General features: G+C 67.8%; 20 protein-coding genes. 10 read left to right on the top strand and 10 right to left on the bottom strand.

What is annotated here, in order from left to right:
- Positions 1 to 33: 33 nt before the first annotated feature.
- Positions 34 to 285: a Scr1 family TA system antitoxin-like transcriptional regulator gene (locus tag IU448_RS29655; protein WP_416382950.1), complete on the top strand. Its 252-nt coding sequence runs from the start codon at positions 34 to 36 to the stop codon at positions 283 to 285.
- On the opposite strand, the gene IU448_RS01425 is transcribed toward IU448_RS29655, so the two are convergent.
- Positions 171 to 917 carry a DUF6461 domain-containing protein gene (locus IU448_RS01425; protein ID WP_228811983.1) on the bottom strand — a complete coding sequence of 249 codons (747 nt, stop codon included), beginning with the start codon at positions 915 to 917 and terminating at the stop codon, positions 171 to 173. The two genes, IU448_RS29655 and IU448_RS01425, sit on opposite strands and share 115 nt — an antisense overlap.
- Before the next feature lie 323 nt (positions 918 to 1,240).
- Between IU448_RS01425 and IU448_RS01420 the strand changes: the two genes are divergently transcribed.
- The 3 genes from IU448_RS01420 to IU448_RS01410 are packed head-to-tail and all read left to right on the top strand — an operon-like array spanning position 1,241 to position 2,627.
- Complete coding sequence (locus tag IU448_RS01420) at positions 1,241 to 1,570, top strand: ArsR/SmtB family transcription factor (protein WP_280458582.1); 330 nt, start codon at positions 1,241 to 1,243, stop codon at positions 1,568 to 1,570.
- Positions 1,570 to 2,250 (top strand): cation transporter, encoded by a 681-nt coding sequence (locus IU448_RS01415; protein ID WP_228811982.1) that lies wholly within the window; start codon positions 1,570 to 1,572, stop codon positions 2,248 to 2,250. Before IU448_RS01420 ends, IU448_RS01415 begins: the two co-directional genes overlap by 1 nt.
- A gap of 26 nt (positions 2,251 to 2,276) precedes the next feature.
- The gene (locus tag IU448_RS01410) at positions 2,277 to 2,627 is read left to right on the top strand and encodes a DUF3703 domain-containing protein (RefSeq protein ID WP_195053673.1); all 351 of its coding nucleotides are present in this window, start codon (positions 2,277 to 2,279) and stop codon (positions 2,625 to 2,627) included.
- Positions 2,628 to 2,852: 225 nt separating this feature from the next.
- On the opposite strand, the gene IU448_RS01405 is transcribed toward IU448_RS01410, so the two are convergent.
- Together IU448_RS01405 and IU448_RS01400 are read right to left on the bottom strand one after the other, a co-directional pair.
- Positions 2,853 to 3,233, bottom strand: coding sequence for a VOC family protein (locus tag IU448_RS01405; RefSeq protein ID WP_195054958.1), 381 nt, complete (start codon positions 3,231 to 3,233; stop codon positions 2,853 to 2,855).
- A gap of 164 nt (positions 3,234 to 3,397) precedes the next feature.
- Entirely contained in the window at positions 3,398 to 4,009 is a 612-nt protein-coding gene (locus IU448_RS01400) for a TetR/AcrR family transcriptional regulator (protein ID WP_195053672.1), read from the bottom strand.
- Between the two features lie 115 nt (positions 4,010 to 4,124).
- On the opposite strand from IU448_RS01400, the gene IU448_RS01395 reads away from it, so the two are divergent.
- From IU448_RS01395 to IU448_RS01385, 3 genes are all read left to right on the top strand, one after another.
- The gene (locus tag IU448_RS01395) at positions 4,125 to 5,315 is read left to right on the top strand and encodes a cytochrome P450 (protein ID WP_195053671.1); all 1,191 of its coding nucleotides are present in this window, start codon (positions 4,125 to 4,127) and stop codon (positions 5,313 to 5,315) included.
- 82 nt (positions 5,316 to 5,397) lie between these two features.
- Positions 5,398 to 6,039, top strand: coding sequence for a YczE/YyaS/YitT family protein (locus IU448_RS01390; RefSeq protein WP_195053670.1), 642 nt, complete (start codon positions 5,398 to 5,400; stop codon positions 6,037 to 6,039).
- Between the two features lie 63 nt (positions 6,040 to 6,102).
- Entirely contained in the window at positions 6,103 to 6,819 is a 717-nt protein-coding gene (locus IU448_RS01385; RefSeq protein WP_195053669.1) for an MBL fold metallo-hydrolase, read from the top strand.
- Between the two features lie 146 nt (positions 6,820 to 6,965).
- Here IU448_RS01385 and IU448_RS01380 read toward each other — a convergent pair whose 3' ends face one another.
- Positions 6,966 to 7,610, bottom strand: a complete 645-nt coding sequence (locus IU448_RS01380) for an endonuclease (RefSeq protein WP_195053668.1) — start codon at positions 7,608 to 7,610, stop codon at positions 6,966 to 6,968.
- A gap of 264 nt (positions 7,611 to 7,874) precedes the next feature.
- Positions 7,875 to 8,747 carry an IclR family transcriptional regulator gene (locus tag IU448_RS01375; protein WP_195053667.1) on the bottom strand — a complete coding sequence of 291 codons (873 nt, stop codon included), beginning with the start codon at positions 8,745 to 8,747 and terminating at the stop codon, positions 7,875 to 7,877.
- Positions 8,748 to 8,976: 229 nt separating this feature from the next.
- Between IU448_RS01375 and IU448_RS01370 the strand changes: the two genes are divergently transcribed.
- The 3 genes from IU448_RS01370 to IU448_RS01360 all read left to right on the top strand — a co-directional run bounded on the left by IU448_RS01370 (position 8,977) and on the right by IU448_RS01360 (position 12,863).
- The gene (locus IU448_RS01370; protein ID WP_195053666.1) at positions 8,977 to 9,882 is read left to right on the top strand and encodes an LLM class F420-dependent oxidoreductase; all 906 of its coding nucleotides are present in this window, start codon (positions 8,977 to 8,979) and stop codon (positions 9,880 to 9,882) included.
- A 90-nt stretch (positions 9,883 to 9,972) separates the two neighbouring features.
- A complete protein-coding gene (locus IU448_RS01365) occupies positions 9,973 to 11,640 on the top strand; it encodes a class I adenylate-forming enzyme family protein (RefSeq protein ID WP_195053665.1) in 1,668 nt (555 codons plus the stop codon).
- Positions 11,641 to 11,897: 257 nt separating this feature from the next.
- Positions 11,898 to 12,863 carry an ADP-ribosylglycohydrolase family protein gene (locus tag IU448_RS01360; protein ID WP_228811980.1) on the top strand — a complete coding sequence of 322 codons (966 nt, stop codon included), beginning with the start codon at positions 11,898 to 11,900 and terminating at the stop codon, positions 12,861 to 12,863.
- 190 nt (positions 12,864 to 13,053) lie between these two features.
- Here IU448_RS01360 and IU448_RS01355 read toward each other — a convergent pair whose 3' ends face one another.
- From IU448_RS01355 to IU448_RS01335, 5 genes are all read right to left on the bottom strand, one after another.
- Positions 13,054 to 13,818, bottom strand: coding sequence for a crotonase/enoyl-CoA hydratase family protein (locus IU448_RS01355; protein WP_195053664.1), 765 nt, complete (start codon positions 13,816 to 13,818; stop codon positions 13,054 to 13,056).
- 102 nt (positions 13,819 to 13,920) lie between these two features.
- Positions 13,921 to 14,679, bottom strand: a complete 759-nt coding sequence (locus IU448_RS01350) for an SDR family NAD(P)-dependent oxidoreductase (RefSeq protein ID WP_228811979.1) — start codon at positions 14,677 to 14,679, stop codon at positions 13,921 to 13,923.
- A gap of 6 nt (positions 14,680 to 14,685) precedes the next feature.
- Positions 14,686 to 15,516, bottom strand: coding sequence for a mycofactocin-coupled SDR family oxidoreductase (locus IU448_RS01345; protein ID WP_195053663.1), 831 nt, complete (start codon positions 15,514 to 15,516; stop codon positions 14,686 to 14,688).
- A gap of 20 nt (positions 15,517 to 15,536) precedes the next feature.
- Positions 15,537 to 16,418: a DUF6282 family protein gene (locus tag IU448_RS01340; RefSeq protein ID WP_195053662.1), complete on the bottom strand. Its 882-nt coding sequence runs from the start codon at positions 16,416 to 16,418 to the stop codon at positions 15,537 to 15,539.
- Positions 16,415 to 17,188 carry an SDR family NAD(P)-dependent oxidoreductase gene (locus tag IU448_RS01335; RefSeq protein WP_195053661.1) on the bottom strand — a complete coding sequence of 258 codons (774 nt, stop codon included), beginning with the start codon at positions 17,186 to 17,188 and terminating at the stop codon, positions 16,415 to 16,417. Before IU448_RS01335 ends, IU448_RS01340 begins: the two co-directional genes overlap by 4 nt.
- Between the last annotated feature and the right edge of the window lie 136 nt (positions 17,189 to 17,324).

The following is a 17,324-nucleotide window of genomic DNA, read 5'->3' as shown; positions in this document are numbered from 1 at the left end:
TCGCCATCACCAGGCCGAACTCCCTCACCGTCCGTGCGGCTGAACAGGCAGCGGATAATCACCCGACGTCGCAACCCGGTCGAGGTCGACCTGCTGCTGGATGAGAGCGCGCTCCGCCGGGTCGTCGGCAGCCCGAAGGTTCCGTACTCGTCGCTGCGGCTACTGGACGATCACCTGTACGCGACGGGTCCGACGAGCATCGCACGATCGAGCATTTCCGGGATGAAACGAATCTGGGTGAGCTTCGCGGCCAGGGCGAAAGCTCTCGGGACGGCAGCAGAGTAGGCGGTGTCCCAATGACTCTCGTCCCGGTCGTACTCGTCGTCGTAATCATGCTCGTTGTCCCGGTCCCGCATGTCCAGCGTCATGCCGAGTTCCCGCATGAACCCATTGAGCCGGTCGGGCTCGGAGCCGTATCGTATGTGAGGGCACGTCAAGTTGTATCCCGAGACAATCGTGCCGTCGATCGCGTGCGCGAGGCTGTCCTCAGCGTAGTCGTGCCGAGTGATGGCCAGTACCTCACAATCACGCGACAATTCGGCCAGGACATCGGGGAGCGTGGCCATCCACCCGATCAGCTCGATTGCTACGCTCCACTCACCGACCTGCAAGACACCCACGGCGCCTCCCCCGAATCCTCTGCCGGTTTCGAAAGAGAACTCGCCGGCCTGCGCTGCGAGCTCATCGAAGCCCGATTCCTGGCCCAGGTCCGCGCCGCGGCTGAAGCGGCGCACCACCTCCGACGAGGCGAGCCCGCGGAAAAAGGATACGGTGAAGATATCGCCCAGCCAGCGGTCATCGCCGTTGCGAGCGTTGAGCCACTGGAATGGGCCAACGGGTCGGGAGTTGCCATACCGTGCATGATGGCAGGTGTTACCGACGATCGACGGCCTCGTTTCCTTTTCGCCAGAGGGCAATTCGTTACCCCGAGCTCATTACGATTTGCCGTGGCGTAGAGGCTGACAGCCCGTTCACGTTCTGTCGAGATCTGTATCTTCCGTCGAGACAGTTTTGAGAACCTACAAGACATGCAGGGCCTCAGAAGCCGTGGCCGAAACTCCGCATGGTTGGCCACGACTCGGCCAGTTGGCCGCGTTTTCGAGATCCTGCTCAGCTGCGACGGCACCGGGCGCCCTCGCCGAGATCGGCCGCATGACACCTGATGTCTACGCCGCATCGCCTATCGAACCTTGTAGGTTCATCCTTTCCTGAATACAGAAACGAATGTACTGTATGCCGGGTGGAGACCGCTGCACACACCGATGCCCTCGCCCGGTTCGGACACGCCCTATCCGACCCGACCCGCACCCGGATCCTGCTGAGCCTGCGCCGAGCCCCCGGCTACCCGTCGGAGCTGGCCGAACAGATCGGGGTGACCCGGCAGATCCTGTCCAACCACCTCGCGTGCCTGCGTGGCTGTGGGCTGGTGGTTGCGGTGCCCGAAGGCCGGCGCTCCCGCTACGAACTCGCCGATCCCCGGATCGCCGCGGCACTGGGGGACCTACTCGGTCTCGTGCTTGCGGTGGACCCTGCATGCTGCCCGGACGCCGTGACCGAAAACTGCTGCTGATGGGTTCGCGGGAAACAGCGGTTCCGGGCGTGGACACCCCCCGCCGTGCGGTCCTGGCGCGGCGGATCCGCTGGTTCGTCGCCGCGACGATCACCTACAACGTCATCGAGGCAGCCATCGCGCTCACCGAGGGCACCCGGGTGTCCTCCACCGCATTGATCGGCTTCGGACTGGATTCGGTGATCGAGGTATCGTCGGCGGCCGCGGTGGCGTGGCAGTTCGCCGGCCGCGATCCCGAGAAGCGGGAGAAGGTCGCGCTGCGAATCATCGCGTTTTCCTTCTTCGCTCTGGCCCTCTACGTCACCGCCGACTCTCTCCGCGCCCTGTTCGGCGGCGGCGAAGCCCAGCATTCGACGATCGGTATCGCCCTGGCCGCAGTGAGCCTGGTGATCATGCCGGTGCTCTCGACCGCGCAGCGCCGTGCCGGCCGCGAACTCGGATCCGCCTCCGCGGTTTCGGATTCGAAACAGACCCTGCTCTGCACCTACCTCTCAGCCGTGCTGCTGGCCGGACTGCTACTGAACAGCTTGTTCGGGTGGTCCTGGGCCGACCCGCTCGCCGCCCTGTTCATCGCCGCCATCGCGGTCCGCGAAGGTATCGAGGCCCGGCGCGGCGGCCCCTGCTGCCCCAACCCGGCCGAGCTCACCGGAAAATTCACCGGCCACGACTGCTGCGATTGAACCGCCCATACCGGAAGGACCCCGCCATGCCCCGCATCCCCGAGGCCGCCCGCACCGCCTACCACGCAGAAATGCGCGCCGCCCGAACCAGCACCGATACCGCGCAACGTTGGCTGCACCTGGAACGCGCGCACATCCTGTCCCAACCCGACCCGTGGCTGCACACCGGCAACCACCTCGCCATGTTCACCCTCGCCCTCCGCCAACGCGACCGCCGCGAAGCCCTCGGCCAGGTCCTCCGGATCGTGGTCGCTGCCCCCGCCTCGCTGAGCGGCCGTTTCCCCGAAGGCAACACCGGTCGCGCCCGAGTTGGGCTGCGCCGGCCGATGCCCATGCCCCCGGACCTCGCAGCGCTACTACAACCGGCCACCGCCTAGCCACCGAAACAGCCGTCCATCGCAAGCTGTTCCCGTTCGATCTCTACCGGTTCGGTCAGTGTCGGCAGGTGGGTTCGTTGATGGCGACAGCGGGCGGGAAGTCGGTCAGAGCCCGCCTCGAGGCTCATGTGGGAGGCACACAAGGCCAACAACGTTGGGCACACTATTTATCGGCCGCTTTCAGACCATCCAGGCCGCATCATTCCGCGGCGGAATAGAATTCCATCACGGGAGGGAGGTGACCGGTGTGAAGAGGTTGATCAGGTTGCCATCGGGATCGCGAAACAGTAGCGACCGGTTTCCCCACGGCATCGTCGTGGACTCGTTGACGAAATCCTCGACTCTATCCCGCAACCGCCGGTATTCGGCGTCGACGTCCGGGACGAGGAATTCGATGATCGCGGTGCGGTTGTCGGCCGGGCGCGCGCTGCCTGCCGCGAACAGCGCCACGGTGCGGGTGCTGCCGATGGCGAGAGTGCCGGCCGGAGTGACTATTTCGGCGAAATCCGGTGTCGCCCAGGTGGCGTCGATATCGGTCACGTGCTGGTAGAAGTCGACCATTCGCTCGATGTCATCGGTGATCAGACGGATCGAGACGAGTTTCATCATGTACTCCTGATTCTGTCGATGCGGCGGTGTTTGCGCCGCCGCACGCGACCCTAGGTTCGATCGCGGACAGAGTCGGTCCGCTATACCTACGAGAACCTGAACCCACAGCCCATGCGTGGCGATGGGGTGGAAGGGAGCGAGTCCGCCGCGGAGGTGGCCGGCTACAGCCGGGTAGCCGGCGCGAACACGGCCGTCAGGTGGGCATCCAGTACGGCGAGCGCATCCTCCGGCGCCTGGTACCCGGTAGCAGCCCGGACGCCGAGTCCTTCTACGAGTGCGAGTAACGCGGCCGCCGTGTGGACGGGGTCGAGGTGAGCGGGAACCTCGGCTGCGGTTTGCGCAGCGCGGATGAGGTTTCCGACATAGTCGGCAAGTTGGGCGGTGTCCGCATCGAGTTTCGCTGCGATGGCGGAGTTGCGTGCGGTGTAGGCGTAGAAGGCCAGCGCAACACGGCCCTCGATGCGTCGCGTTTCATCGAACGGGAGCTGCTGAACGAGCAGGGCGCGGAGAAATACTTCCGGCGCCGGCGCCGGACCGAGGTCAGCGATTTCGCCGGCGAGCCGGGAGCGGGTGCGTTCGCTGACCGCCTCCAACGCGAAGTCCACCATCTCGTCCTTCGTGCGGAAATAGTGCTGCACCATCCCGGTCGATACCCCGGCCTCGGCGGCCACGTGACGCAGGCTCACCGCTTCCACACCACGGTCGGCGGCCACCCGTAACAGAGCATCGGCAATGCGGGTGCGGCGTTCGTGGTGGTCGACCTGCTTCGGCATTATTCGATGTTTTCACATTGCAGTCGTATTGGACAGCAGCACTCGAACATCTTTACAATACGACTGCAATGTGAAAGTTTCTCCGTCGGCCGGCGGAACAACGAAAGGTGCCCCCATGGACTCGCCGCGGTCTCTCCCATTCGATCGCCCGGAGCCGCTGAACCCGCCACCGGCCTATGTCGAGTTGCGCGCGCGCGAGCCGGTGTCGGCGGTGACCACCTCGGCCGGGAAACCGGCCTGGCTGGTGACGTCGTACGACGGAGCCGCAACGGTGCTGAGCGACCCGCGCTTCCGGGTCGTGGCACCGGGTGCGACACCCAGCGGCGGCGCCACACTGCTGCAGGACGGCGAACCACACCAACGCCTTCGCCGCCTGGTCGGCAAGGCGTTCACCACCCGCCGGATCGAGGCGCTGCGGTCATGCGTGCAGCGGTTGGCCGACGAGCAGGTGGACGCGCTGACCGCCGCCGGGAAGCCCGCCGACCTCGTATCGGAGTTCGCCGCGCCGCTTTCCATCGCGGTGATCGCCGATCTGCTCGGCGTGGAGATCACAGAACGGAGCCGGTTTCGTGAACTCGCCGACGCCGCAAGCAGAGCCGACTTCCTCGCCGAAGGCGGGGCCGAGACCGCAGAGCACGCCTGGACGGCCTTCGCCGGCTTCGTCGGTGAACTGATCGCCACCAAACGTGGGCAACTGGGCGACGACTTGCTCAGCGCTCTCATCGAGGCGGGCGATAGCGGCGACGGGCGGCTCGACGACTACGAACTCACGACACTCACCCTGACAATTCTCGCTTCCGGCTACCTGACCGCCACCAACGCCATCTCGGTCGGCGTGATGCAGTTGACCACCGAAAACCGGTTGGCTGCGCTCGGAAGCTGCGGGACAAGCGAGTTGGACGCCATCGTCGAGGAAATTGCCCGATTGCAGATCGGCCAGATCGGTGAGGCATTCCCGCGCTGGGCACATGAGGATGTCGACCTGGCCGGAACGCCGATCCGGGCCGGTGACATGGTCCTCGTGCGGCTCGAAGCCGCCAATCGCGACCCGGCCCACTTCCCTGAGCCCGACAGATTCGACCCGCACCGGATGACGACACACCAGCAGGCCGGTCGCCATATGGCGTTCGGCCGCGGCCCCCACCATTGCCTCGGCGCCGCCCTGGCTCGCCTCGAAATCGGCATCGCCTTACGAACACTGGCCCAGCAGCTTCCGGGTATCAGGCTGCACGGCGATATTCGCGATATTCGGTGGGTCCACAGCCACGCCGACACCGGACCGGTTGCCGTACACATCATGTGGTGAATCCACCGGACCCTCCGGTAAGAGGCCAGTGCTGAGTAGGTGGACCTGTACGAGCAGTCCGGTAGCCCGGCATGCTCATCACATGATCCGACGTCTCGTGGCGCTGTTCGCCGGTCTCTGGTTGTACGGGTTCTCGATGGCCGTGATGATCCGGGCCGCGGTGGGTTTGGATCCGTGGGATGTGTTCCATCAGGGTGTGACACGGCATGTCCCGATGAGTTTCGGGACGGTCACCATCGTGACCGGCGCCGTTGTCCTGCTGGCCTGGATACCGCTGCGGCAGCGGCCGGGATTCGGCACGCTGAGCAATGTCGTACTGGTCGGGGTATCGGTCGATGTGGGGCTGTGGTTGCTGCCGGAGTGGGAATCGCTTCCGGTGCGGTTGGGCGCGATGATGCTCGCGGTGGTCCTCAACGCGCTGGCCAGTGTGTTGTACATCGGGGCCGGGCTCGGTCCGGGACCGCGCGACGGGTTGATGACCGGTTTGGTGCGGCGGACCGGTTTGTCGGTCCGGTTGGTCCGGACGACAATCGAGGTCTCGGTGCTGATCACCGGCTGGCTGCTCGGGGGCGGGGTGGGCCTCGGCACCGTGGTGTACGCGGTCGCGATCGGGCCGTTGATCCAGGCGATGATTCCGCTGGTGAACGGCTGGTTGCCGGGTTTCGCCGCCACTGACCGGGAGACCGTCAGACCTTCTGCCGGAGTGGCTCCGGGAGTAAACTGACCATTCGCTGTTCGACCGCGCTGGGTACTGCGACCGGGGGATCGAATCGACCAGGACTTCTCTATGGAAACCCGAACAGACGAGATTGCCGGCGGGATCTACCGGTTCTCCACCTACGTTCCCGACGTGGGGCCCACCGGATTCACGTTCAACCAGTTCTTCGTCGACGCCGACGAACCGCTGCTGTTCCACACCGGGATGCGGGCCCTGTTCCCCGCCGTATCCGCGGCCGTCGCACGGATCAGACCGGTCGAGCAGTTGCGCTGGATCACCTTCGGCCATGTGGAGGCCGACGAATGCGGAGCCATGAACCTCTTCCTCGAGGCCGCCCCAGGCGCCGAGGTTGCGCACGGCGAGGTGGGCTGCCTGGTGTCGATCGACGACCTGGCCGACCGGCAACCACGCCGTTTGGCCGATGGTGAGGTGATCGATCTGGGCGGGCGCCGCATCCGGCATCTCGACACCCCGCATGCACCGCACAATTGGGAAGCCCGGGTTCTGTACGAGGAAACCACCGGGGTGCTGTTCTGCGGCGACCTGATGACCCAGCTCGGTAACGGTCCGGCTCTCACCGATACCGACCTGGTCGGTCCCGCGACGGTTGCCGAAGACGTCTTCCACCCGACCTCGATCGGCCCCGCCGTACCCGCGGCGCTGAACCGGCTCGCGGACCTCGAGCCGACCACACTGGCCGTCATGCACGGTTCGAGCTACACCGGGGACTGCGCGCGGGCCCTGCGCGACCTCGCCGACGTCTACGAGGAACGAATCGCCCACTGAACGGCGCGCAGGTCACGCGATGGCCCGGCCCGAGGGCGCTCGTAACCGGCCCTGAACGGCATGGCCGCGGCACGCCGGATCGCGGGACTGTACGGGATATGCGCCGGCCCGGCCCGCAGTCCGCGCCGATCCGGTCCGCGCGGTCTTCAGCGGGTCGCCGACCGGACCTCCGCGGCGAGATCGTCGTCGCCGGCTACCCGGACCAGCGCCGCGGCGAACTCGGCGGCCTCGTGGTCCGGGGTGAGGCGGGCCAGTTCGCCCGGGTCGGCGGGCAGATCGATGCGTTGCGCACCACGCACCGCCCGCTGGTCGAAATGCGGGCGGACCCACGGCCATACGTCCTGTACTTCGCGCAGGAAGATATCGCCACCGGTCGGGCCGATTCCTTTGAACTGCTGAATGAGCCCGGCGGCGCGGCCGGGGTCGTGCTCGGCTTCGTCGGCGAGTCTGCGCAGATCGCCGCCGTACTTGTCGAGGACGGTCGCGGCGATATCGCCGAGCTGGGAGGCGGTGCGTTCGTCGTAGCGGCGATAGTGCCCGCGCCCCAGCGCGTCGACCAGTTCCTGCCATCGGGCGTCCGCGACTTCGCGGGCGGTCCGGTAGCCGCTGTGGACCAGTTCGGCCGTCGCGGCGGTCGCGATATCAGCGGAGATCCGGGCACTGAGCAGTTCGGACATCATCAGCAACTGGAACAGTGGCGCCGGTTTGTCGTCGAGCTTGATTCCCGCTTCGGCGGCGTAGGTGCTTCCGGCTCGGTCGAGTAGTGCATGCACAATATCTCGCTGGCTCATCGCGCCTCCTTCCTCTCGCGCAGGTACCCGATACCCACCGGCCCACACCGCGCGACCGGCCCGGCATCAGCGTCGCACACCGTTGCGGTGGACCGGAGGAACGGCGCGGGAACGGTTCAGCTCACCGCGGCGGCAGCACTGTCCGGACTTCCGGCGGCACCGGCCACCGATCATCCCGAGGGTAGCAATGGCGCGGTGTGCGCCGGTGGTGGCCGAAATGCGCGCCGGTGGACGATCGCCGCCGATGACCGGCGAGCGAGACGATCAGCCGGCACGCGCGGACACCAGCGGGACCGTTGCTTGCGGCGCGGTCTCCGGAATGCGTGCACTGCCGCGGGGACGCCGCCGATCCGAATGTTCGGGGTACAGCGTGCGCGAGACCGTGCGGGCGGCGTCGGCGACGAGTGGCGCCACCCGGTCGAGGCGGGCCGAGCGGGTGTCACCGCACAGCGAGATACCGGCGACCGGACCGTCGTATCCGCGGATCGCCGCCCCGACGCAGGACACTCCGAGCGCGGATTCACCGTGTTCGACGGCGAGACCGTTGCGCCGCCGGATCCGGTTGAGTTCCTGGTGCAGCGCCGGGAGATCGGCAACCGTGCGGTCGGTGCGGCCGTGCAGGCGCGGGCCGTAGAGGCTGTCGACGGCTTCGGGGGACAACCCGGCCAGAATCGCTTTCCCGCCGGCGGTCGCATAGGCGGGCACCCGGCCGCCCACCCGCGAAGGAACGGCGGTGGCGAATCGACCGCCGACCTTGTCCAGGTACACGCTGTCGCCGCCTTCGAGCACCGTCAGGTGCACCACCAGGCCGGTCTGCAGATGCAACTGGTGCAGTAGCGGCGCCGCGGCCGCGCGGATCTCGCTGCGTCCGCCGTCGCCGCCGGCCAGTCCCAGCGCACGGCGGCCCAGGCGGTAGCCCGATGCGGTGTGCTCGATCCAGTCCAGGCCGACCAACTGGTGCAGGATGCGGTGCACGGTGGAACGGGGCAGCCCCGCATAGTCGGCTACGTCCTCCAGCGACAGGCGCGCAGCGCGGCCTTCGAACGCGTCGAGTATCGCGGTCATCCGCTCGACCATCGATTGCGGCAGCTCCCGCGCCGCGGCCCGGGGGGCGGATACCAAGTCCGTGACGGTCATCGACTCCTCCAACAGCACTGTTCAGAGGCCTTTCACAGGCAAAAACTGGAATTCATTCTTGTTTCAGAGTAGCACCAGATAGCCGTCTGTCCGGCAGAACGAGCGAGACGACCGGCGAGACGTTCGGATACCACCCACCGGGATGACCCGTCTCCCCAGCGCGGGCCGCGCGGTAGAACGGACCCGGAACACCCCGAGCCGGCACACCAGTAGCGGAGAATTCGCCAGGATGCATATCGGAATCTCGTCACCCATCGTCATCGCGCATCCGGCGATGTGTGCGGACTGGGAACGGGACGCCGGGATCGGCGAACTCGCCCGGATCGCCGAAACCGCGGACCGGCTGGGCTTCCACCACCTGACGTGCAGTGAACACGTCGCCGTCCCCGTCGATATCGCGGCCGAACGCGGCGGCACCTATTGGGATCCGCTGGCCACCCTGGGTTTCCTCGCGGCCCGTACCAGCGGTATCCGGCTGGCTACCCAGGTGCTGGTACTCGGCTACCACCATCCGCTCGAGATCGCCAAGCGATACGGCACCCTCGACCTGGTCAGCGGCGGCCGGCTGATCCTCGGTCTCGGTGTCGGCAGCCTGCGGGAGGAGTTCGAGCTGCTCGGCGCGGACTTCGCGGAACGCGGCGCCCGGGCCGACGATGCGCTCGCCGCGCTGCGCGCCGCCCTGTCCGAGGACTGCCCCGAGTACCACGGCCGGTACTACGACTTCGGCAATATGCTCGTCCGGCCGCATGCGGTGCAGCCGCGGGTCCCGCTGTGGATCGGCGGCCGGACCCGGCGCTCACTGCGCCGGGCGATCGAATTCGGCGACGGCTGGGTCCCGTTCGGGCTCCAGGTCCCCGAACTGCGGACGATGCTGGAAACCGTCGAACTCCCCGCCGGATTCGACCTGGTACTCGGTCCCGGGCACCGGCTGGACCCGATCGGCGACCCGGACCGCACGGCGCGCGCCCTGGACCGGCTCCGCGCCGCCGGGACCACCATCGCGAGCGTCGGACTCACCGCCACCGGCGCCGGCGACTACTGCGACCAGCTGGCCGCTCTGCGTGCCCTCGCCGCTGAGCTCGGCTGCACCTTCGACGAACTGCCCGGACCACCTCGATCGGACACACCTGCGTAGTCTCGCTGAGTGGTACAGGTCACCGACCGCCCGGTCGGGTCATGGCATGTTGCTGTCCGACAGGCACCGCGGGAGAGAAGGGCGGCCACTATGACGACACCGGCAACCGATATGCAGTCGCGGATCGAGAACACCATCCGGCGGTTGACCGGCCCCGGCGGCCGCTTCGAGATCGTGGCCGAGGATGTACTCGGTGCCGTGATCCCGGTGATCCGCCGGCGCGGCCGCAGGGTGGGCGATCTGCTGACCGCCTCGCGTGCGTGGGGCGACCGCGACTACCTGGTCACCGCCGACCGCCGGATCTCGTTCGCCGAACACGTCGACGCCGTGGCGGCGCTGGCCGTGGCACTGCGCGACGAATACGGGGTGCGCACGGGCGACCGGGTGGCGATCCTGGCCGCCAACAGTCCGGAATGGGTGATGGCGTTCTGGGCCACCCAGAGCCTGGGCGCCGTCACCGTCGGCATGAACAGCTGGTGGGTATCGCGCGAAATCGACTACGGGTTGCAGCACTCCCGCCCCTCGGTGCTGATCGTGGACGAGAAACGCGCCCGGCTGCTGGCGGGACTCGATACCGCCGGAATCACCGTGCTCACCACGGAAGGTGATCTGCCACGCCTGATCGCCGACCACTCAGGTGCCGAACTCCCGCAGCCGGAGGTCGACGAGGACGATCCGTCGGTCATCCTCTACACCAGCGGCACCAGCGGACGCCCCAAGGGCGCCTTGCATTCGCAGCGTAACCTGCTGGCCGTCGTGGACTACTTCCGCTTCGGCGACGCATTCGCCGCCGAAATGTCCGGCCAGGTCTACGACGACTCACAGCCGGTCCCGCTTCGTTGCCTGCTGACCTCACCCCTTTTCCACATCGCGAGTTTGCACAATCTGGTCGTCCCCCGGCTGGCCACGGGCAGCGCGCTGGTCCTGAATCAGGGCGCCTTCGATGTCGAAACCGTGCTCCGGCTCATCGAACGGGAACGGGTCACCAACTGGGGCGCCGTGCCCACCATGGCCGGACGGCTGCTCGAATACGACGGCGCCGAGAACTTCGATCTGTCCTCTCTGACCGCATTCGCCCTGGCGTCGGCCCCGTCGTCGATCGCTTTCAAGGACAGGCTCCGGGAACGGTTCCCCTTCGCCCGCGACGCACTGGTCGACAGCTACGGCCTCACCGAATGCAGCACCGCGATCGCGGTCGCCACCCCCGCCGATCTGAACCGCTCCCCCGGCACGCTCGGCCGGCCGATCCTGACGGTGAACGTCGAGATCCGGGATCCCGACGGCGTGCAGGTTCCGGACGGCACCGAAGGCGAAGTGTGTGTCCGCAGTCCCTTCGTCATGCTCGGCTACTGGGACGACGAGGCCGCCACCGCCGCCGCCATCACCCCGGACCGCTGGCTGCGCACCGGCGACTACGGCATCGTCGAGGGCGGCGAGCTCCGGCTGACCGGCCGCCGCTCCGATCTCATCCTGCGCGGCGGGGAGAACGTCTACCCCACCGAGATCGAACAATGCCTCGACGAACACCCCGCTATCGCCGAATGCGCCGTCGTGGGCGTACCCCATGCCGATCTCGGACAGGAAGTGGCGGCAGTGATCGTGGTCGCGCCCGACGCCACGGTCACCGAGGAACAACTCACCGAGTTCGCGCGGGAGCGGCTGTCGTATTTCAAGGTGCCGACCCGCTGGCGCATCACGACGGAGTCGTTGCCGCGCAACGCAACCGGCAAACTCGCCCGCCGCGCGATCACCCTCTGAACCGGTCCGCACCGCCCTGCCGGTGATACGCCGGCCGGGCGGCGGTCGCATCGCCACCGGTGGGCACGTCACTCACCGCGGGCAGGCGAAAACGCTTCCAGGCGACCGGGATCGCGATTCGGGACGCGGACCGGACAGCAGCTGCCACTTGTGGCACTGTGGATCCGAGACGTGCGGACACGCAATCGGTGTCAGCAGGCCCGCGCAGCCGAATGTTCGTTGCCGTAACGCACGCGGCGTGGCTACGATCGGGCCCGATGTCTGTCGATTCGATGCTCGATTCACTGGACGGCCTGTCCGTGGGAGATGCGCTGGGACAACAGTTCCCGGTGATGCGCCGCTCACTCTCCGATCTCCGGGCCGGAAACCTCACCGCCGGGCCGTGGGGGTGGACCGACGATACCGAAATGGCCTGCAGCGTGGTCGCCGAACTGGGCACCCGCGGCGCCGTCGACCCGGATCGGCTGGCCGCCGCTTTCGCGCGGCGCTGCGATCCGGCCCGCGATTACGGCTTCTACTCGGTGGGCATCCTGCGCCGGATCCGCGAAGGTGTGCCGTGGCCAGAAGCTGCCGGATCCGTGTACGAGGGTAAGGGGTCCTGCGGTAACGGCGCCGCCATGCGCGTGGCGCCCCTGGGCGCGTTCTACGCCGGAGATCCGGACCGGATCGTCGCCGAGGCGACCCGATCGGCTCGGGTGACACATATGCATCCGGAGGGCGTGGCCGGCGCGGTCGCGGTGGCCGTGGCAGCGGGTGAAGCCGGCCGGGCGCGGCTCACCGGGGTGCGTCCCGCACCGGACCAATTCCTCACCGCTGTCCTGAGCCGCCTCGCCGACGGGGAAACGACCCGGTCGATCGGCCGGGCGCGTACGCTGCTCGGCGCGTCCGTGGATCAGGCCGCGGCGGAGCTGGGCAACGGTTCCCGAGTGACCGCGCAGAATACGGTGCCGTTCACGATGTGGGCTGCGGCGACATATCTGGACAACTACCCCGCCGCGATCACGGCCTGTATCGAGGCCGACGGCGATATCGACACCACCAGCGCCATCGTCGGCGGAATAGTCGCCGCCTACACCGGCAAAGATTCCCCTACCGGCGTGCCCGCAGCCTGGCTGGCCGCGCGCGAACCCTTGCCTCGCTGGCTGGATCCGACGCGCTTGACATACGGGCGTCCGAAGTCCCGGTTGGGCCGGCTCGGCCGCTGGGTGACCGGAACCCGCTAGCGCTCGTCCCCGGTCCACGCCGAAGCGGTCCGAGTCTGCCACGACAGCAGGTCAGGGGCACGCAACGGGCGATGGACCACGGAGGGGCAGGACGGGAACTGCACCCGATCCGTGCCCCTTCCGTTCTCGACACCGACGAGTGACGGTGGGGGCGATGCGGTTCCGGTGGTGACGGCGGGCCGCCGCGCCCCTACTCCCCGCGCCAGCGTGGCGGTCGCTTCTCCGCGAAGGCCCGGGCGCCTTCCTGGGCGTCGGCCGAGGCGAATACCGGTCCGGTGATCGCCCGTTGCCGTTCGAACATCTCGTCCTGCGACCAGTCCGCGCTCTCGCGAATGACCTTTTTGGACGCCCGCACGGCCAGCGGTCCGTTGGCCGCGATGGACCGGGCCAGGTCGAGCGCCGATTCCAGTGCCTGCCCTTCGTCGGCGAGACGGTTGACCAGTCCCAGGGAGAGGGCGCGTTCGGCATCGAACAGATCGCCGGTGAGGGCCAGTTCCAGCGCTACGGCGGGTGGAATCCGGCGCGGCAGCCGCATCAGTCCGCCGGCCGCGGCCGCCAGCCCGCGTTTGACCTCGGGAATACCGAACTTCGCGGTCCGCGCGGCCACCACGAGGTCCGCGGCGAGTACGGCTTCGCAACCTCCGGCGAGCGCATAACCCTCGACAGCGGCGATCAGCGGTTTCTCCGGCGGGGCCTCCACCAGGCCGAGGAAGCCGCGCCCCGGGATCACCGGCGACTCACCGCGTAGGAACGCCTTCAGATCCATTCCGGCACAGAATGTGCCGCCGGCTCCGGTGAGTACTCCGACCGTGAGATCCGGGCTGGTATCGAGTTCGGTCATCGCCGCGGCAACCGCTTCGGCCATCGCGAGGTTCACCGCATTTCGCGCCGCCGGCCGATTGAGCGTGACGACGAGAACGCCGTCCTGTGCGTCGACCAACACCTCATCGCTCATTGCGGCTCCCGGCCCGATCGGTTCGTGGCAGCGCGGACGCGGCTGCCCGGTCTCCTCGAAGATTCATTTCCGTCCTTGTCGATCGAATAGTTCCGTCCGGGGTCATCGCGCGGTGAGCCCGCCGTCGGCGGTGACGACCGAACCGGTGAGATAGGACGATTCCGTAGCGAGCAGGAAGGCGATCACGGCCGCCATCTCGTCCGGTTCGGCGCGGCGGCCCAGCGGGGTGGCGGCTACCGCATTGCTCGTGACTCCTTCCACCTCCCGGGCGCGGCGGGCGAGCGGAGTGTCCACCACCCCCGGGCACAGGCAGTTCGCCCGGATACCGCGGTCGGCGTACCCGACGGCGATCGACCGGGTCAGCCCGAGGACACCGCTCTTCGACGCGTCGTAGCTACAGGTATTGGTATTCGCGGAGACCAGCGAGGCCACCGAACCGATGGTGACCACACTCCCGGCTCCCGCCTCGAGCAGATGCGGTACCGCGGCGCGGATCGTGAGGAATGTACCGGTGAGGTTGACCGTGATCACCGAATTCCAGTCCTCGAAGGACATTTCGTGCGGTAAGCCGGAGCGGGCGATACCCGCGCAGGTGAGCACGCCGTCCAGCCCGCCCAGGTCCCGGGCCGCCGCGGTCACCGCGGCGCCGACCGACTCTTCGCGCGTGACATCGCATTCGACTGCCGCGGCGTTGCCCAGTTCGGCGGCCAGGCGTTCGGCCGCGCCGGTGTCCAGGTCGAGGATCGCCACCGCGGCGCCTTCAGCGGTCAGTCGCCGCGCGGCGGCGGCCCCGATCCCGCCTGCGCCCCCGGTGATGAGGATCCGCCGGCCCGTCAGTCGTTGTCCGTAGTCCATGGTCATCTCCGTTCAGCCGATCCGCCGGCCGGCATCGACCGGCAGCGATACACCGGTCACGAACCGCGCTTCGTCGGACGCCAGGTACAGCACGGCGTTGCTGATGTCCTCGGCTTCGACCCAGCCCTGCCCCAGCACATCCGAACCGCGGGCGCGTTCACGCAGGTCCTCGGGGGTCGGGTTTTCCAGGTCCGGGCAGAACACGCGCAGGGTGGACTTGCTGAACAGCATGTCCGTCGCCACATTGCCCGGGTGGACAGCGTTGACCCGGATCCCGTGGCGGCCCAGTTCCGCGGACAGCGTCTGCATCAATCCCACGACGCCGCTCTTGGAAGCGTTGTAGTGCGCCACATTCGCGGCGCCGACGAGGGTGACCACCGAACTGGTCAGAATCACCGAACCGCCGCGGCCCGCCGTGATCATATGCGGTACAGCGGCTTTCACGGTGCGCCAGACACCGGTCATATTGATGTCGACCATATCCTGCCACTCGGTGTCGGTGAGGTCGAAGGTCGGGCGGCAACCGACCACACCGGCGTTGGCGCTCACGATATCGATACCGCCCAGGCAGTCGACCGCCTCGGCGGTCACCTGATCGAGACCGGCCTGATCCCGCACATCGACCTGGCGGGCCAGCACCCGGCGGCCGAGATCGCGTACCAGTTTCTCGGTTTCGCGCAGATCCTCGATCGTGGCCATCGGGTATTCGAGCGAAGGGACGTCCGCGCAGGAGTCCACCGCGACGATATCGGCGCCTTCCTGCGCGAGCCGCACCGCATGCGACCGTCCCTGTCCGCGCGCCGCACCCGTGATGAACGCGACCTTGCCGGATACTCGTCCCATTCCAAGAACCTCCATGGTTTTCAGTCCAAACCCAGTAGTCGCGCCGGGACCGCGCCGGCCATCAGCCGGAGTTCGTTTTCGCCGACGCCTTCGTCCCACAGCGCGTTGACGTAGCCGCGCAGGCCCGCCGCCGGATGCGGCAGGGTGTCGGTCCAGCCGTAATCGGTGGATACGATCGCGCGCTGCGGCCCGATCCGGCCGATGGCGGTGATGACCTGCTCGAACGTCGAGGGTTTCCCCATACAGGTGTGAGCGGCGAATTCGATCACGGCCCCCAGGTCGGCCAGCTCCACGACCTGGTCCACCGAAAGTCCCGGCCCGGCACTGGCATGCATGGCGTGCGTGACGACCAGGTTCCCGCGACCGGCGAACGCGCGGGCCACCGCATAGTGCTCGTCGACGGTGATATGCCCGGTCGCCAGCACCGCGCCGCTCGCCGCGACGAGGTCCATGATCTGGCGCACCTCCGGCACCAGCTCACCGTCCGGGCCGAGGACCGCAATCCCTTCCCGCACACCGAACGCCGCCTCGACAGCCTGTGGAGTATTCGATACCGACGACAACGTCGGCAACCACACCACCTGCGCACCGGCCCGCAGCGCGGTTTCGACGGCCTGGGGGTTGAGCCCGCCGACCGGGTGATCGCAGCACATTCCGGCGATCGACAAGACATCCGGCACCGCCTTGTTGGCCAGATCGGCGACCGCGGTGGACGGGAATTCGTGCGCCTTCAGCACGATCGCGCGCATCCCACCGGTCCTGGCTTCCCCGGCGGCCTCGATCGGGTCGACCGCGTGCGGGTGTTTCGCGAGCTTTTCGACCAGCGGCTCCGGGCCGAAATGGCAGTGCATATCGATCGCCCCGTCCAGCAGGATCGGTGCGGTACCGGAGTTGCGCGTCATTCGGCGGTGACACCTCCGTCGGCCAGGATCGCCTGCCCGGTCACATACGAGGCGTCCGGCGAGGCGAGGAACGCGACCACCGCGGCGATCTCGTCGGGTTCGCCGTAGCGGCCGAGCGGCACGTTCAGCGGTTTCGACGGGTTGCGCACCGTGGCGGTGGTCGGCACGATCGCCGCGGTGTTGGCGCCCAGGTTCGTTTTCACCGCGCCCGGGCATACGCTGTTGACCCGGATACCGTGCGGCGCGTACTCGATCGCGAGGGTCTGGGTGAGCATTTTGACCCCGCCTTTCGACGCACGGTACGGCGCGAGACCGCCCTGTGTGGCGATGAACGACGAGGTCGAGCCGCACGTCACGATCGATCCACCGCCGCGCCGCAGCATCGACGGCAGCGCCGCCTGGATCGTGAAGAAGGTGCCGCTCAGGTTGATATCGAGCACTCCGCGCCAGTCTTCTTCGGAGAGTTCGTGACTGTCGATCCGCGCGCCGGACACCCCGGCGCCGGTGAACACGACACCGATTTCCCCGAACTGCGCGACGATTTCGGCCGTCACCGCATACATCCGCTCCCGGTCCCGTACATCGGCGCCGAACGCGGCGGCCCGTCCCCCGGCCTCTCGGATCGCCGCGGCGGTCTCCTCCGCGGCCGCCTGGTGCAGATCGACAACGGCGACCGTCGCGCCCTCGGCCGCCAGCCTCCGGGCGGAGGCCGCCCCGATCCCGGAACCTCCGCCGGTCACCACTGCCGTGTGGTCTTCGAGCCTGTGCACCTGCGGCCTCCTGCGGTCGATCACCCTTGTAATTAACCGAATCATGCCTATCATTACGAGCAAAAGTCAATCCGTGACGCACGCCATAGCCACCCCTATTTCGCATTGGTAGTTGCGCTATTCGACAGGAGATGCC

Source organism: Nocardia flavorosea, assembly GCF_015477805.1.
In the GTDB taxonomy this organism is placed as follows: domain Bacteria; phylum Actinomycetota; class Actinomycetes; order Mycobacteriales; family Mycobacteriaceae; genus Nocardia; species Nocardia flavorosea_A.
Note: the sequence above shows the minus strand (reverse complement) of the source record. Positions and strands in the feature narration are given on the sequence as shown.